This is a genomic window from Nonomuraea sp. NPDC047529 (assembly GCF_040642995.1).
GTDB lineage: Bacteria > Actinomycetota > Actinomycetes > Streptosporangiales > Streptosporangiaceae > Nonomuraea.
The window spans coordinates 154903-169110 of the sequence record NZ_JBEYTJ010000002.1 but is presented as its reverse complement, the minus strand read 5'-3'; the positions used below and the strand labels follow the sequence as shown (position 1 = coordinate 169110).

The following is a 14208-nucleotide window of genomic DNA, read 5'->3' as shown; positions in this document are numbered from 1 at the left end:
AGGAATAAAGCGGGCACTGTCTCCCATGGACCGGATCAGGGCGGTACGGCCGGAGGCATTCCTCTCAGACTCCGTAATCCCAATCCTTATGGGCGTTGAGTCTGTATCGCGACCCGCTGGATGGCATCGGCACGCAGATGGAGGGCGTGGTCAGTGCCTGGGTCGAGTAGAAGGTGGCATCTGCCGGGGAGCTGGGTAAGTAGATCGTCCCCTTTCGTGCGGAACCAGGCCCGATGCTCGGTGAACCCGGCCAGAGCAGCGAGTGAGCTGAAGATCGGGATGATGCTGCGGCCGGTCACTTCTCTGGCAAAGAAGCCGGGTGCGGATGGAGCCTCGCAGAACACTGGTGAGAGGCGGAAGACCTCGTGGAGGGCCACGCTGTCCAGCCTTCCGTCGGCAAATCGCTTCGCTGCTTCCACCAGTGTCAGGGGGCTTTTGGGCCGAACTTCTGCTGGAACGATGCGATCACCTTCTCCGCCTGCGCCTGACTGATTTCCACAAGATCTCCGACCGCATTGCCCACTTCCCAGTGCTTGATCTCGCGTGTTGGATGCCATTGGAGGTCCCGGTGTAGGGCTTCGTCGACCTGGGTGCCGTTCTCCAGCACGCGTCGGCGTGCGAGCCCGCCAGGGCTTTCCGGGCTGTCGGGGCCGTCCAGAAGGACCATCGCGTAGTACTGCACATGTTCGTTCATCTAGGTGGGTTGACCTTCGTGAAGGAGGGGATGTCGCGTGCGCCTGGCGGCACCGGAACCGCGGAGAATACCTCCTCCTGATACCTTTCCCAGCGCGTAATCTCTTCAGGTGGAGTCGTCGGGTCCTCAATCTTCTCATAAGCGTCGTGTGTCGACTGCTTAGCCTGCCAGCTGCTGGGGGTGTGGAATTGCACCTCGAACAGTTGGCCGCTCTTCGGATCCCGCCACCTCGTATTGATACCCTTATAGCTTCCCGGGTTGCTCCAGGAAGGCTTCTGCAGGATCAGCTCGTAACCTTGGTGCTCCAGCAGTTGTCTCGCACGTGTCACCCCAGAGGTGTAGCGGTCATCAGAAAGGCTGAAGGTATACCTGATGCCGTCAGGGATGTTTCCTAACAGCTTGTCCAGCGGCAGATCAGGGCGCTCGGCGACCTGCTTGGCCAGCTTCTCTTTGAAACGATCCTCACTCTTCAGTACGAATTCCGGATAGCCTTCCATCTTCGCGCCCAACTCCCCTGCGTTCATCCGCATGTTGGCCGACACGTCCTGCTCGGCCTGCCGTAATCCGGAGAACACCTCAGTCACTCGACGGTTGACCTCAGGCTCGAGCCGCAGGCCCTTCCATTCCCAACCTCCGTCAGCGGTGATCTTTGCTGCTGCCTTGCCCGCTCCAGCCACTTTGTCCAAAGCGCGGGAGGCTTGGTCGACTGCACGGGCCCCCTTTACAGCACCCGAGGCCGCGCCACTCGAACCCGCCGACGCCGCCGCCATGAGCATGTCCGGCACCAGCCGACCGAAGGCCCTGTCGGGGTTGGTGGCCCACGTGTCCCAGTCCAGCAGCGCCTTACCCAACTCGATCGGGTGTTGGACTCCATGCGCCAGGCCGCTGCCCAGGTCTTCAAGGTCTTGTGCCCAGCCCGCTGGATCCACGACAAGCCGGACGGTGGAATATGTGGAGGCCATGTCCACCAGACCACCTACGGCCTCCACTGCACCCTTGGCCATCTCCGCTGCCGAGAAGCCCGAGTTCTGATTGAGGTCGAGAGCGCTTTGGAACATCTGTCCCAACCTGTCCCCAACATCACCCATGAGCGGCAGCGGCTTACCGGGGGCAAAGGTCTCGGCGTCGACCGTTATGGCCCTTCCCTCTTGGAAGAGGTCCGGCCGTACCTGCTCCATCCGCTCCAACAGCAGCACGCGCTGATTGATCCCGGGGACTTGCTGGCCTGCCCACCCGGCTGCTTGCCGTACAGCATGTGCGGGGGTAACCGACAACCCAGCTTCCAGCAGGAGCCCCCACAACTCCTCCGCTGCTGCCTCCAGCGACGACTCGGCCCGGCGCAGCCTCCCCATCAGAGCCCTGACCCCGTCAGGCACCATGCCCTCTAAGTCGCTCATGGCCTACTGTGGTGCATCGGCCGGAGTGCGGGCCAGGAGCATACGTAGCTCACTGATCGCCGCAGTGAACGCCCCCGTGACGGCCTGACGCTGCCCGGCCAGTTCCTGGCCGAACTGATCCGCAGCTGGTCCCGTCCAGACACTCTGCGACATGAGTGCCACAGCGCCATCGAGATCAGCCCTCGCCTGCTCCGCCAGCGCCTCGGCGCCTCGTAACGCCTGCTCCAGTTGCTCTCGTGTCATACACGACTCCCTCGCAAGCCGGACAACAATTGCACAATTACTCGAAGCATCAGGCAACCGAAGTGTCGGAATTGGTCTATCTAGAACACCCTGCTCAGTCCAGTGATATGGCAGGGCAGCGGACATGGCTCATCCACAGGGCTGGCCTTGCTTGCTGAGCCACGGCCAGCCGCACGGCGAAACCGGCGGGAATGTCTGGCTCCGCAAGAAGCGCGCAAGAAATGAGCCCCCGGTCAAGCCGGGGCCGAAAGCGGGTTGATCAGGACTACCCGTCCAACACGTCGTTGAGCTTGGTATTCATCTGCCCTGTTGACCATCCATGCACTTGGCATAGCCCCGACGCAGAACATCGACGCTGCGGCCGGCCCGCTTGGCGGGCCTTCTCTTGCTCGAACGGCGAGGCTTCTCCTCCGGGGCGTCGGCCATCACGCAGCGCTCCCACGCCGCGCGGTGACCGGCTCGACAAGTCCCGCCGAAATGAACGCCCCAAGGGCCGCCTCTGGGATGCGGACATTGCGCCCGAGGCGGACGCACGCGATGCGTCGCTCCTCGATCAAGCGGCGGCGCGCCGCGCCGCCGTACCCGGCCCTCTGCCGCCCGCCGGCCGGGCATGCGGCCTGGGGGCCGGTCCCGGACGGCGGCGGGACACCGGGCCGGCCGCCGCACACCTGCCGCGCCGTACCGACCGAACGCACCAACCATGGACGCGCCGCCGCCTGCTTCCTTCGGCTACGGCGCTCGGCATACGATCTCCCGCCATGACCGGTGACCTAGCGTATGGGGGCTGACTGACGATCATCTCTGCGGAGGCTCGAAGTCGACGAGGTACTCCGCGCTGATCGCACGCAGCTTGCTCCCTGCGGCAAGGGTCTCGTTGAGACTCAGAGTGGTTGAGTCGACCTCAACAAGCCGGCGCCCGACCCTGGCGAACAGCACCATTCTGCCGTTCGCCTCCTTCTTGGACAGCCATCGATCCGCCGCCAGCCGCTCGCAGGACTCAGAGCCCCTTTCCCACGCCGTACACGCCTTGCGTGGATCCCCGCTGCTGCTGATACGGACGAATACGTCGGGCTCGCTCTGTCGGTCCTTGGCGTAGTCGAGCGCCAGGACGTCGTCGGCGATGGTCCATACGTTGACCAGTGTGCGTCCCGGGACTACGTCAGGCACCGCCAGGGGAAGGGACTCGTTGTAAGAGGCGATCAAGTCTTTGCGCAGTTGCTGTTTCCGAGCCTCCGTTCGTTGTTGATGGATCGTCGTCGTCGTGATCACGCACGCGCACACGACCACGGCCGTGATGACCCGGGGTATCAGCGACGCCGTACTCGCCAATCCGGCGGCACTCGCATAACTCGCCATGGCCAGGACGGTGAATCCGAGCAAGGCCAGATGGGGACGGGGGCTCGGCACGGCCAGATCCGCCGCGTTCTTCAACACCAACAACAACAAGGGCGCTAGCAACGCGCTGCGGATCGGATGCGCAATCCTCAGCATCCTGGCAAGCAGCCATCCGACGGGAACGACCAGCAATACGCCCACAGCCACCAAGGGCATGACCGTGTACGTCTCTATGTCGTCCTCGTACAACCGCGACACCGGATACCCGAGCCCGAGGCCTACCACCAGCCCAACAGCAGCGCCCCGGACAAGATCCTTCCCCATGGGCCCACGATGCCATCAACCGATGTAGGGCACACGCCGAACCACTCAAATAGTGCTTATCGACGGCAGGCGGGATGATCAGGCGGGCGAAGGTGTGCGCGTCCGCGCGAGGTTCTCAAGCCGTGCCCGTCGTGTGCCCGATAGGGCGGGAAGCCAGGGGAACGGCGGGAGGTCACGGAGAACGCGATCAGTGCCGTGAGCTGCGTCTTCGCAGGTCGGGCATGATCGGTGTTCGTCTTTGCAGGCAAGATGTCGGGAGTTCGTATCTCCTTGGCTCCACTCGAGGTCAAACGCCACTACCAGTGATCAGGAAGTGGCCTTGGCGATCTTGTGCAGCTGCCAAGTACGGCTACGGCATCAGCTGTTCTCCAGGCGCTCGCTTTACTGCTGGGGGATGGGGAAGCCGTAGCGCTGCGAGATCTCATTGAGTGCCTCGATACATGCCGAGTGCGTGAACTCGCGGTCCGCCTCCTCGTGCCTGATCTTCACGCTTGCGTACGGCCTGTGCGGACACGGACCCCGCCTCAAAGTCATCTCATGCCAATCGCAGAGGCCCTTGCGCCCCTTCGTGTCTGGGTTGTGATTCTGCGGCTCGAAGGGCTTCGCCCAAATGACGATGTCTGCCATGACGCCGATCTTATGAGCTGTGAGTAACGACGAAGTTGCGATCCGTTGACATGGGCGCCATCCCCAGCCAGCCAAGGCCGTCCCAGAGGGGAACGGCCTTCGTGATTGAGCCTGTTGCCCCATGCGTTCCAACTGATCGAGTTGTTCTCCAAGGGAGAGGTCCTGTCCGGCCTGCCCCCGGTGAGCGGCGGCCGATCACGGAGTACGGGGCCGACAGCTTCTGGCTGGGCCGTCGCGCTCGCCGTGCGTGAGAGGCGCGGGGGTTGCGCCAGTATTACCGCATGGACCATCAGAAACTTCGCGAATCGATCAGTGAGGCCTGGGCGACGGACGTGCTGCCCAGCCTCTCCGGGTTGATCGAGATTCCGGCCGTGTCGTCCGCCTACGACGCCGCCTGGGAGGAGCACGGTCATCTGCTGGCCGCCGTCGAGCATGTGCGGAGCTGGGTGGCGTCGCGGGGCCTGCCCGACGCGCGGTGCGACGTCGTGCAGCTCGACGGCCGTGCCCCGCTCCTGTTCGTGGACGTGCCCGCGACGCCGGGCGCGGCGGCGACCGAGACCGTCCTGCTGTACGGGCACCTCGACAAGCAGCCGCCGCTGGGTGACTGGTCGGAGGGCCTGGGCCCGTGGCAGGCGGTGATCCGCGACGACCGGCTCTACGGCCGCGGTGCCGCCGACGACGGGTACTCGGGCTACGCCGCCACGACCGCGCTGGAGGCCGTACGCGGGGCAGGCGGCGAACACGCGCGGGCGGTCCTGCTTCTGGAGACTGGCGAGGAGTCCGGCAGCCCGGACCTGCCCGCGTACCTGGAGCATCTCGCCGACCGGCTCGGCGAGGTGTCGCTGGTGGTCTGCCTGGACGCGGGCGGCGGAGACTACGAGCGGCTGTGGCTGACGTCCAGCCTGCGCGGCGCGGTGCAGGCGACCGTCACGGTGCGCGTCCTTGAGACGGGCATCCACTCCGGGCTCGGGAGCGGCATCGTGCCGAGCTCGTTCCGTGTCATGCGTCGGCTGCTCGATCGGGTGGAGGACTCGGAGACCGGTGAGGTCAAGGTGGCCGAGATGGTGGTGCCCATCCCGGAGGAACGGCGGGCGGAGGCGGCGGCGCTCGTCGCGCTCCATCCGGAGGTCGCCGTGCCCCGGTTGCCGCTGCTGCCGGAGATGAGGCGAGTGTCCGACGATGACGTCGAGCTCGTCCTCAACAACACCTGGCGGCCGACCCTGTCCGTGACCGGCGCCGGCGGGCTCCCGGACCCCGCGGTGGCGGGCGCCGTGCTGCGGCCCTGGACCTCCTTCCGGCTGAGCTTCCGCCTGCCGCCCTCGGCCGATGTCGAGGCGGCGCGGGCCGCGCTGGAGAAGATCCTCACGACCGACGTGCCGTACGGGGCGCAGGTCGAGGTCGGCGACTTCATGGTCCTGAACGGCTGGCACGCGCCGGCGCCGGCCCCATGGCTGGCCTCGGCGTTGCGGCAGGTCGGTGATCGCGTGTTCGGGAAGCCGTGCCAGAACATGGGCATCGGCGGCGGGATCCCCTTCATGGAGATGCTCGGCAGGCGGTACCCGCAGGCGCAGTTCGTCGTCACGGGCGCGCTCGGTGCGGACTCGAACGTGCACGTGCCGGACGAATGGCTGCACATCCCGTTCGCCGTACAGGTGACCGAAGCGGTCGCGCACCTCCTCGACGCGCACGCACACGCCGGTGGGCATGCCTGACCCGATCCGTCATGACGCCTGAACGGCGGCATCCAGGCCGACACCCCGTCCGGCTCGGCGTGCGGAGCCGGGTCAGCTTCACCAGTCTCCGACGAGGACGATGCCAACGCCGACGGTGCCAAGGCGTCGAGCGAAGTCTTCGATGCCGTCACCTTGCGGAATCATGTCCCAAAGAAAGGGGAAGCTCGGATCGGATGCTGAGGCGGTTCGCCCAGGACTGTGGCCAGCTCGTCCTTTGTGACGGTGAGGGCGAATCCCGTGCCTGGTTGCCCCGAGTTCCATCCTTGTTCGACGGCTCGCCGGATGCATTCGACGACGAGAGCAGGACGGATCGCGATCGCTCGCTCTCCTAGCCAGTTGTCCGGACGGGCGTAGGGAGTGACACCATGAGAACGGCTCCCGGCTCCTCGGCTCGCTCGACTGCGAAGCTGAGGGGTGACCAGGCCATGCCCTCGTCGTAGGTCGGCTTGTGGCGCACGCGCCAGCGGAAGACGGTGCCGTCGACGGTGATGAGCCGTGAGCCCTTCGGGGGCGCCGTGTACGACGGCGTGTGCCACCCGGCTGAAGTCCGACAGGGCGGGGTGTCGGGAATTGGGGGCCCACGCGAGAAACACCGGCACCGAGGGCGCGTCGGTCAGGGGAATGTAGACGATCTCGGCGTGCGGACGCAGGCGGGTGCTCGATGCCGGGGTGATGCCCACACCGTTGTTCGCGGCGATGTTGCTCTGCCAGTCATCGACCGAGCCGACCTCCGCGGCGACGCTCGGCCGCGCCTCGGCGTTCCACAGTTCGGGTGTCGTCGTGCCTCCGTTGCGGTGCACGATCAGGCCTTCTCCGGCGAGTTCAACGAGCCGGAGTTCGTGACGGCGGGCCAGACGGTGCTCCACGGAGACCGCCGCCACCCGCTCCTCGCTGTAGAGCAGCTCGCTGCGATATCCGGGCCGCGGCTGCGGGCCGCGCAGCACGCTGATGTCTATCCAGCCGCCCGCCATCCCCGCGTAGGGATCGTCCAGCCGGCACAGCTCAAGCGGCTGTTCCGGCCGCAAGGTGCGCCAGCGGCGCAGTACGGCCGAGGTGTGATCGCCGAAGGCTGACCACGCGTGCCCGACGCGCAGCGGCCGCGCGCCGCCGAAGGGCCGCTCCACGGCTTCGGTGAACGAGGCCATCGCGGCAGCGGCCTTGATCCGGAAGGTTTCGCCTTCGGGGGTCATGGCGACACCGTGGGCGGAGCGCACGAGCAGCGCCGCGCCGACATGGCTTTCGAGCTGGCCAGGGTGCGCGAGACCGCGGGCTGCGCCAGTCGCAGACGACGGGCTGCGGCGGTGATGCTGCCCTCCTCGACGGCTGCCAGGAAGGTCTCCAGATGCCGGATGTCCAGCCCCATAACCACGGAGCATACCCCATCGCTAATCGGCATTTCCGGGATATCCACGTGCCTCGCTACCTTTGCCCGAGTACCTCTATTCATCGGTCTCTCTTGCCGAGGATTTTCTCGATGCCCCGAAAGAATTCATCATTCATTGTTCTCGCTCCGGCTGCTTTTGTGCTCATGTGGGCGAGCGGGCCCGTCGCCGTCGAAACGGGATTGTCGTACAGCTCGGTGCCCACCTTCCTGCTTCTGCGCGCACTTGGTTCCGCGGTGTTGGCGTGGACCATCTGGTTGTTCGTGCGCGACAGGTTGCCTCGTACCGGGCCGGAATGGACGCGGACCGTTCTCGTGGCAGTGCTTCTGCAAACGGCCTATCAAGGCTTCTTCTTCGTCGCCGTCGGCGCCGGAATACCCGCCGGCATCATCGCCGTCGTGCTGGGGACACAGCCGATCTTCACCACGCTGCTCACCCGTCCGGGTCATGACCGCCGATTCCGGATGGGGCTGCTGATCGGTCTCCTCGGTGTCATACTGACGGTTGGTCCGGCTTTCGGTTCGACGTCCCGGGCCAGTGAGACCGGCACGCTTTCGGGATTCCTTTTCGCCTTTCTCGCATTAGGGGCCATCACCGTCGCCACCATCGTCCAAGGCCGATCCGTGGGCGTGGGCACCTGGGCGGCACTGGCGATTCAATGCACCATCAGTTCGGCGGCGTTCGCCGTGATCACGGCGTGCACGGGTGGGCTGCACCTGACCAGCCATCCGGCCTTCTTCCTCGCGCTCGGCTGGATGATCGTGGTCGTTTCGGTCGGCGCAGCCGCATTGTTGTACTTGATGGTCGCGGCCGGTGAAGTCGCCCGGGTGACCAGCCTGTTCTACTGCGTGCCACCCGTCACCGCACTGCTGGATCTGCTGTTCTTCGGTACCGTGCTGACCGCCGTCGAGTTCGTCGGGATCGGCCTGGTCGTGGTCGCTGTCGCCCTTGTCCCGCCGACGGCGCGGCAGGGCCGTCGAAGCGACCTCGGCGACCGCGCCCGTGACCTTCCTGCGTCAAGCACCGTGAGGAGCGTCCAGCGCGATGGGACCGAGGTCGGCGGCGGTCCGGGCCAGGGCCCGGATGGCCGGGTTGTCGATGCCGGACGGCCAGATCAGGGCGAACTGAAGAGCGGGAGCGTCGGTGAGGGGCACGAAGACGATGCCGGGAGGGCGGTTGTAGCGGGCGGCGATCTCGCCCAACGGGTGGACGCAGTGCCCGGCGGCGACCAGAGCGAGGATCTCGTGGAAGGTACGCGCGATGGGCCCCCGGGGGACCCGACGGCCGAGCGGCGTACGAAACGGAACCATTGACGCGACCCAGTAGTCAGGTGCACGAGGCCCGAGGTCGATGACGTGGTTGTCGGCGAGATCCTCCAGGGAGGCGCTGCCGCGTTCGGCGAGCGGATGGCCCTCGGCCACTGCCAGCACCCGGCCGCTGGTGAGCACGGTGGGCCCGACGGAGAGGTCCGGTTCGGCCACGGGCAACCACAGCACGTGCCCGTCGGCCTCCCCGGCCCGCAGCGCGGCGAACGGGTCGCCGCCGGTGACCTCGCTGAACTGCACGTCGCCGCCGGGGTGACGGGCGCGGAAGGCGTCCACGAGAGGCTGTAGCTCGTGCCCGGCGTGGCCGAACACGCCCAATCGGAGGGTGCGGCCCGTGCCCTGACCTGCCGCCTGGGCGCGGGCCAGGCCCTCCCGCAGCAGGTCGTAGGCCTGCTGCAGATCCTCGCGGAGCCGTCGACCGATCGGGGTCAGCGCCACGCGCCGGCTGGTGCGGTCGAACAGCGCCGCGCCGATCTGTCGTTCTTGCTTGCTGATCGCCTGGCTGACACGCGCCTGGGACACGTGAAGCCGTTCGGCGGTGCGGCCGAAGTGCAGCTCTTCGGCGAGCGTCAGGAAGATCTCGATGTCCCGTAACTCCATGAATAACCCCCATGTTATGAATCGCCCCACGAACCTTACATTGATCGGCCTCTGACCTGCGCTGATGATGAACACGTCACCACCTGGAAGGTGGCGAAGCACCTCAGGAACACATCGACAAGGCAGGGATTCCGATGAGCGACATGCAGGCCGTCGCCGACCGCGTCGAGATCGAGGCGCTGCGCGGCGAGCTCACCGACGCGGTGATGATGCGCGACTACGACCGCCTCGCCTCGCTGTTCGTCCCCGACGCCGCCATGCGCTGGCCGCACATCGGCAAGGAGTTCCTCGGCAGGGAGCAGATCCGCGAAGGGGTCAGGTGGGGCCAGGAACTCTGGGAGTTCTTCGTGCAGAACGTCCACCCCGGCATCATCCGGATCGACGGCGACACCGCGACCGGCCGGGCCTACATCCAGGAGTTCGGACGCATGCGCGACGGCAGCTCGCACCTGAACTTCGCCCTCTACCACGACCGCTACCAGCGCACCCGCGAAGGGTGGAGGTTCGCTGAGCGCGTCTACGAGGTCAGGTACCTCGACTCCACGCCGCTGCCGGGCTCGCCGCTCAACGCCTGATCCCCCGACGCATCCAGGAGAGACCAGCATGACGACCACCTTCGTGCTCAGCGACCTGACCGGCGACTACACCCTCGACCTGGCCCGCACCCGGATCGGCTTCGTCGCCCGGCACACGATCGGCCCCGAGGTCCGCGGACGGTTCGACGACTTCGAGGGGCACGCACGTCTGGACGGCGGCGACCCGGCCAGGTCGGCCGTCCAGCTCACCGTCCAGAGCGCGAGCATCCAGAGCGGCAACCCGAAGCGCGACGAGTACCTGCGGGACAAGTACCTGAACCTCGCCGAGCACCCGGCCATCACCTTCACCTCAAGTGAGGTGCGGCAGATCGGCGCGACCGCCTTCGAACTCACCGGGGACCTGACCATCCGTGGCGTGCGCAACCCGATCATCGTGAACCTCGAACTGACGTCCGCCGAGCACGACCCGTCGGGCGACCTCCGGCTCCAGCTCAAGGGCGGCGCCACGATCAACCGCAAGGACTGGGGCGTGCACTGGTCCGCCGCCGCCGGCCTGGTGGCCGGGAAAGTGACGCTGGAGTTCGACGTGGCGGCACTCAGAAGGCCCTGACCGGCCCGGCCCCGAGAAGAGAAAGAGATCGATCATGATCCTGGTCACCGGCGCCTCAGGAAATGTCGGCGCCGACATCGTCCACCAGCTCCTGGAAGCGGGGGAACAGGTCCGCGTGCTCACCCGTGACCCCACCCGCCACCCGTTCCCCGACGAGGTCGAGGTGGTGGTCGGTGACCTGACCCGGCCGGACACGCTTCCCGCGGCGCTGACGGGAATCGACCGGGCCTTCCTGTTCCCCCTCCACGACGCCGTCGACGGCTTCCTGGAGGCGGCCAGGCAGGTCGAGCTGCGGCAGGTCGTCCTGTTGTCGTCGGCGGCCGTCACCTACGCCACACCCGGGCTGATCGGCGAGAAGCATCTGCGGCTCGAACGGGCCGTCGCCGCCTCCAGGGTGCCGTGGACCTTCATCCGTCCCGACTATTTCATGACCAACGACCTCGGCTGGGCTCGGCAGCTCGCCGAAGGGGAGGTCGTACGCGGCGTCCACGGCAACGCGGCGGTACCCGCGATCGATCCCCGTGACATCGCCGCGGTCGCCGTCCGAGCCCTGCTCGACGCACGGGTCGGTGAGGCGTACCTCCTGACCGGACCGCAGTCGCTGACCCAGATCGACCGCGTGCGGATCATCGCGGAGACGATGGGCCGGCCGGTGCGCTTCGAGGAGGTGCCGCGCGAGCAGGCCCGGCGGCAGCTGGTCGGCAGCGGCATGCCCCCGCAGGTGGCCGACGCCTACCTCGATGGGCTCGCCGCGCTGGACGGCAGGACCGCCGAGACGTCGCCGACCGTCGAGGACGTCACCGGACGGCCGCCGTTCACCTACGCCCAATGGGTCGCCCACCGCGCGGCGGCGTTCAGCCCGACCTGACACACCTGACGGAACGGGCCGCGGTCTCATCCGGATCTCGTCGGTCGGTGGTCTGACCGTGTTCCCGCTCGGCGGAGGGTACGTCGCCTCGAAGTGGGCCCGGGAGGGGCTGAGTGAAGCCCTCGCCCAGGAGGCGCCGCGGGCCGGGCCCTGCTCAAGGTCGCCGACGCCCCATCCGGCCGGCTGACCGGCGCCGGGAAGCGGCATGCGGCAGGCGGCGCAGCCGGTTGAGCTTGACGTCCGGCGGCCGCCGCTCACGGCTTCAGCGTGAGCCGCTTTCTCGACGTACCCGGGAACACGACGACCAGGTGTTCCTCTCCCGTCTCGCCGATCCGCACGTAGACACGGAGACGGTAGCCGCCCTTGCCCGCGATCGCCAGGTTCGGCATCGGGGCGCCCGCGCCCACCTCGCCCTCCCCCTTCTCGGGCACGGTGAGCCGGCCGCTGAGGCTGACGATCGGCACCTCGTCGACCTGATCCCAGCCGGCGGTGCGCCGTGGCGGCGCGGTACGGAGGGCCTTGACCGTGAGACACAGATCAGAGACGTCCTCGACATGCCCGATGAGCGCCGCGCTGCGAGACACCCCGATGCCGGCGCTGTCGTCGTAGCTCCTGTCCGTCGCCTGTTCCGCCGCCACTTCGGCGGCCTCGTCCGCGGGGTCGTGGACCAGGTAGCCGGGATCTCCGTCGACGAACAGGAAATAGTTGGCCGTGGCCTGGACGACCCCCTTCGTCCGGGGCCACGGATCGCGGCATTTCGCGTTCTCCTTGGCGATGTAGGCGTCGTGCGCCGCCTTGGTCTCCGCGGTCGACCGCAGCAGTTCGGGATTGGTCGCGCCGACGATCTCCGGGCAGACGTAGACGAGGTCCCACGGGTACGCGCCCGAGGCGGGCCGCGCGCTCCCGGCCCGCTTCAGGATCACCTCCTGCTCGTCACGGTCTTTGGCGCGGCACAGCGCCCGCCCGTACGCGAGGATCGCCTGGTCCGACAGGTTGTCCGGGAACATGGGCGGGATCCCGGCAGTTGTGCTGCGCGCCAGGCACAGGAACGCGGCGTCGCGTTCCGCGGGTTCGAGGTCGCCGAAGCTGGGCCGGTCGTAGCAGCCCGGCGACGTGCCGGTGTGGGTGCCGGTGTAGGTGCGGTACGCGTTCTGCTCCGGGTGGATCGCCGCGATGATCGGCAGCACGACCACGGCCGCCACCGCGACGCGGACCGCCCGCCGCCGCGCGGGCGGAAGATCCGCCAGGCGGTCGTCGGTGGGCAGTTCACGGGCGGTCGCGGCGAGCCAGACGAGGCTGACGAGCCCCACCGCGTCCATCACGACGGTCGTCGCCAGACTGCCGCCGAAGATCTCCGCGAAGAGCAGGTTGAGCGGGATCACCAACGCCCAGACGCCCACCGATGACCACCCGGCGATCAGCGTGCCGCGGCTCCACCGTCCGTCGCGCCACTGTCCGAGGACCGTGATGACGGTCGCCGCCGCTCCGCTCAGCATCAAGACCGGTCCGACGATGCCGCCCGAGCCGAGCTCCGGGAGGTCGAGCTCGTCGAGCAGTTCGTTGGCCATCCCGGTCAGATCGACCGCGAACACCGCCCCGGCCGCCGTGCGCAGCGCCCAGGACCGCCAGCGGATGACGAGCAGGTACAGGACGTCGATCGAGGTCCACAGCGCGAGCCGGAACGCCGCGCCGACCACGTCGGGGAGCAGCGCGATCGCGAACCACAGCACGAGCATGTACGCCACCGCCAGACACAGCAGCAGGCGCAGCGCCTTCGCCCGGCGATCCAGCGGGCCCGGTGCGGGGGCACGCAGGATCAGCCACAGGAGTGCGGCCTTCACCGGGGCCGCCGCGAGCAGCGTCACCGTCGTCAGGGTGTCGAACCCGTCGGGCGCGTAGAACCTCAGCTGAGCCGGTGGTGACCATTCGACGGCCACCCAGAGCCAGGAGTCGCCGATCATCAGTCCCGCGACCGCCGCCGCAAGGACCAGACCTACCAATCCGATCCTGATAATTCGCCATAAACCGTCCGGCTGCACGGGACGCGATCTTAGCGCGGCATCGCCGTCGCCCGGTCTTCCGTGATGTAGGCGGTGGCGTCAGCTGATGGTCAGGGGGGCGCCTTCGGGGAATTCGCCTGCTTGCCGCAGGACCTTCAAGGTCCGGGGTCGTGGCGGGTGGGGAGGTCGTGCTGGGCGAAGATGTCGATCAGGGCGCGGACCGGCATGCCGGCCTCCGTCGGGTAGCGGAAGCCGCGGTCGAGGTTGAGGCTGTAGTGGTTGCGGCGGCCCACGCGCTCGCGGTTGAGGTAGCCGCCCTCGTGCAGGTCGGAGACGATGCCCTGGACGGCCCGCTCGGTGATGCCGATGCGGGCGGCGATGTCGCGCAGCCGGGTCTCGGGATCTCTGGCGATCTCCATCAGGACGCGTGCGTGGTGGGTGAGGAAGGTCCAGGTGGAGGGGCGGTCGTCGGGCACGCTGGCTGCTCACTTCACGGTCGGCTGCCGGGCAGGCTCAGAGGAGTTCGATCACTCA

General features: G+C 67.5%; 15 protein-coding genes. 4 read left to right on the top strand and 11 right to left on the bottom strand.

Annotation, left to right across the window (positions count from 1 at the left end):
* Positions 1-86: 86 nt before the first annotated feature.
* From ABZ815_RS04385 to ABZ815_RS04365, 5 genes are all read right to left on the bottom strand, one after another.
* Positions 87-299 carry an SseB family protein gene (locus ABZ815_RS04385; RefSeq protein ID WP_357694641.1) on the bottom strand — a complete coding sequence of 71 codons (213 nt, stop codon included), beginning with the start codon at positions 297-299 and terminating at the stop codon, positions 87-89.
* A gap of 125 nt (positions 300-424) precedes the next feature.
* Entirely contained in the window at positions 425-694 is a 270-nt protein-coding gene (locus ABZ815_RS04380) for a hypothetical protein (RefSeq protein WP_357693840.1), read from the bottom strand.
* Positions 691-2091 (bottom strand): hypothetical protein, encoded by a 1401-nt coding sequence (locus ABZ815_RS04375; RefSeq protein WP_357693838.1) that lies wholly within the window; start codon positions 2089-2091, stop codon positions 691-693. Before ABZ815_RS04375 ends, ABZ815_RS04380 begins: the two co-directional genes overlap by 4 nt.
* Before the next feature lie 3 nt (positions 2092-2094).
* Positions 2095-2334, bottom strand: a complete 240-nt coding sequence (locus ABZ815_RS04370; protein ID WP_357693836.1) for a hypothetical protein — start codon at positions 2332-2334, stop codon at positions 2095-2097.
* A 795-nt stretch (positions 2335-3129) separates the two neighbouring features.
* Positions 3130-3993, bottom strand: coding sequence for a hypothetical protein (locus ABZ815_RS04365; protein WP_357693834.1), 864 nt, complete (start codon positions 3991-3993; stop codon positions 3130-3132).
* Between the two features lie 908 nt (positions 3994-4901).
* Here ABZ815_RS04365 and ABZ815_RS04360 point away from each other — a divergent pair.
* Entirely contained in the window at positions 4902-6332 is a 1431-nt protein-coding gene (locus ABZ815_RS04360; protein ID WP_357693832.1) for a M20/M25/M40 family metallo-hydrolase, read from the top strand.
* 161 nt (positions 6333-6493) lie between these two features.
* Here ABZ815_RS04360 and ABZ815_RS04355 read toward each other — a convergent pair whose 3' ends face one another.
* The 4 genes from ABZ815_RS04355 to ABZ815_RS04340 form a co-directional block, all read right to left on the bottom strand.
* A complete protein-coding gene (locus tag ABZ815_RS04355; RefSeq protein WP_357693830.1) occupies positions 6494-7543 on the bottom strand; it encodes a LysR family substrate-binding domain-containing protein in 1050 nt (349 codons plus the stop codon).
* Entirely contained in the window at positions 7540-7716 is a 177-nt protein-coding gene (locus ABZ815_RS04350; protein WP_357693828.1) for a LysR family transcriptional regulator, read from the bottom strand. Before ABZ815_RS04350 ends, ABZ815_RS04355 begins: the two co-directional genes overlap by 4 nt.
* 80 nt (positions 7717-7796) lie before the next feature.
* The gene (locus ABZ815_RS04345) at positions 7797-7940 is read right to left on the bottom strand and encodes a hypothetical protein (protein WP_357693826.1); all 144 of its coding nucleotides are present in this window, start codon (positions 7938-7940) and stop codon (positions 7797-7799) included.
* A gap of 811 nt (positions 7941-8751) precedes the next feature.
* On the bottom strand, positions 8752-9660 hold the full coding sequence (locus tag ABZ815_RS04340) for a LysR substrate-binding domain-containing protein (RefSeq protein WP_357693824.1): 909 nt from the start codon (positions 9658-9660) through the stop codon (positions 8752-8754).
* A gap of 134 nt (positions 9661-9794) precedes the next feature.
* On the opposite strand from ABZ815_RS04340, the gene ABZ815_RS04335 reads away from it, so the two are divergent.
* The 3 genes from ABZ815_RS04335 to ABZ815_RS04325 are packed head-to-tail and all read left to right on the top strand — an operon-like array spanning position 9795 to position 11674.
* On the top strand, positions 9795-10235 hold the full coding sequence (locus ABZ815_RS04335; RefSeq protein ID WP_357693822.1) for a nuclear transport factor 2 family protein: 441 nt from the start codon (positions 9795-9797) through the stop codon (positions 10233-10235).
* 28 nt (positions 10236-10263) lie between these two features.
* Positions 10264-10806 carry a YceI family protein gene (locus ABZ815_RS04330; protein ID WP_357693820.1) on the top strand — a complete coding sequence of 181 codons (543 nt, stop codon included), beginning with the start codon at positions 10264-10266 and terminating at the stop codon, positions 10804-10806.
* A 34-nt stretch (positions 10807-10840) separates the two neighbouring features.
* Positions 10841-11674, top strand: coding sequence for an NAD(P)H-binding protein (locus ABZ815_RS04325; RefSeq protein WP_357693818.1), 834 nt, complete (start codon positions 10841-10843; stop codon positions 11672-11674).
* Between the two features lie 254 nt (positions 11675-11928).
* On the opposite strand, the gene ABZ815_RS04320 is transcribed toward ABZ815_RS04325, so the two are convergent.
* On the bottom strand, positions 11929-13674 hold the full coding sequence (locus ABZ815_RS04320; protein ID WP_357693816.1) for a hypothetical protein: 1746 nt from the start codon (positions 13672-13674) through the stop codon (positions 11929-11931).
* A gap of 155 nt (positions 13675-13829) precedes the next feature.
* Entirely contained in the window at positions 13830-14150 is a 321-nt protein-coding gene (locus tag ABZ815_RS04315; RefSeq protein ID WP_357693814.1) for a helix-turn-helix domain-containing protein, read from the bottom strand.
* Between the last annotated feature and the right edge of the window lie 58 nt (positions 14151-14208).

Bases quoted from the DNA above. Each gene is read 5' to 3' on its own strand.
- ABZ815_RS04340 (WP_357693824.1), bottom strand. From the start codon at position 9,660: ATGGAGTTACGGGACATCGAGATCTTCCTGACGCTCGCCGAAGAGCTG.
- ABZ815_RS04375 (WP_357693838.1), bottom strand. From the start codon at position 2,091: ATGAGCGACTTAGAGGGCATGGTGCCTGACGGGGTCAGGGCTCTGATG.
- ABZ815_RS04365 (WP_357693834.1), bottom strand. From the start codon at position 3,993: ATGGGGAAGGATCTTGTCCGGGGCGCTGCTGTTGGGCTGGTGGTAGGC.
- ABZ815_RS04370 (WP_357693836.1), bottom strand. From the start codon at position 2,334: ATGACACGAGAGCAACTGGAGCAGGCGTTACGAGGCGCCGAGGCGCTG.
- ABZ815_RS04330 (WP_357693820.1), top strand. From the start codon at position 10,264: ATGACGACCACCTTCGTGCTCAGCGACCTGACCGGCGACTACACCCTC.
- ABZ815_RS04325 (WP_357693818.1), top strand. From the start codon at position 10,841: ATGATCCTGGTCACCGGCGCCTCAGGAAATGTCGGCGCCGACATCGTC.
- ABZ815_RS04355 (WP_357693830.1), bottom strand. From the start codon at position 7,543: ATGACCCCCGAAGGCGAAACCTTCCGGATCAAGGCCGCTGCCGCGATG.
- ABZ815_RS04380 (WP_357693840.1), bottom strand. From the start codon at position 694: ATGAACGAACATGTGCAGTACTACGCGATGGTCCTTCTGGACGGCCCC.
- ABZ815_RS04350 (WP_357693828.1), bottom strand. From the start codon at position 7,716: ATGGGGCTGGACATCCGGCATCTGGAGACCTTCCTGGCAGCCGTCGAG.
- ABZ815_RS04335 (WP_357693822.1), top strand. From the start codon at position 9,795: ATGAGCGACATGCAGGCCGTCGCCGACCGCGTCGAGATCGAGGCGCTG.
- ABZ815_RS04360 (WP_357693832.1), top strand. From the start codon at position 4,902: ATGGACCATCAGAAACTTCGCGAATCGATCAGTGAGGCCTGGGCGACG.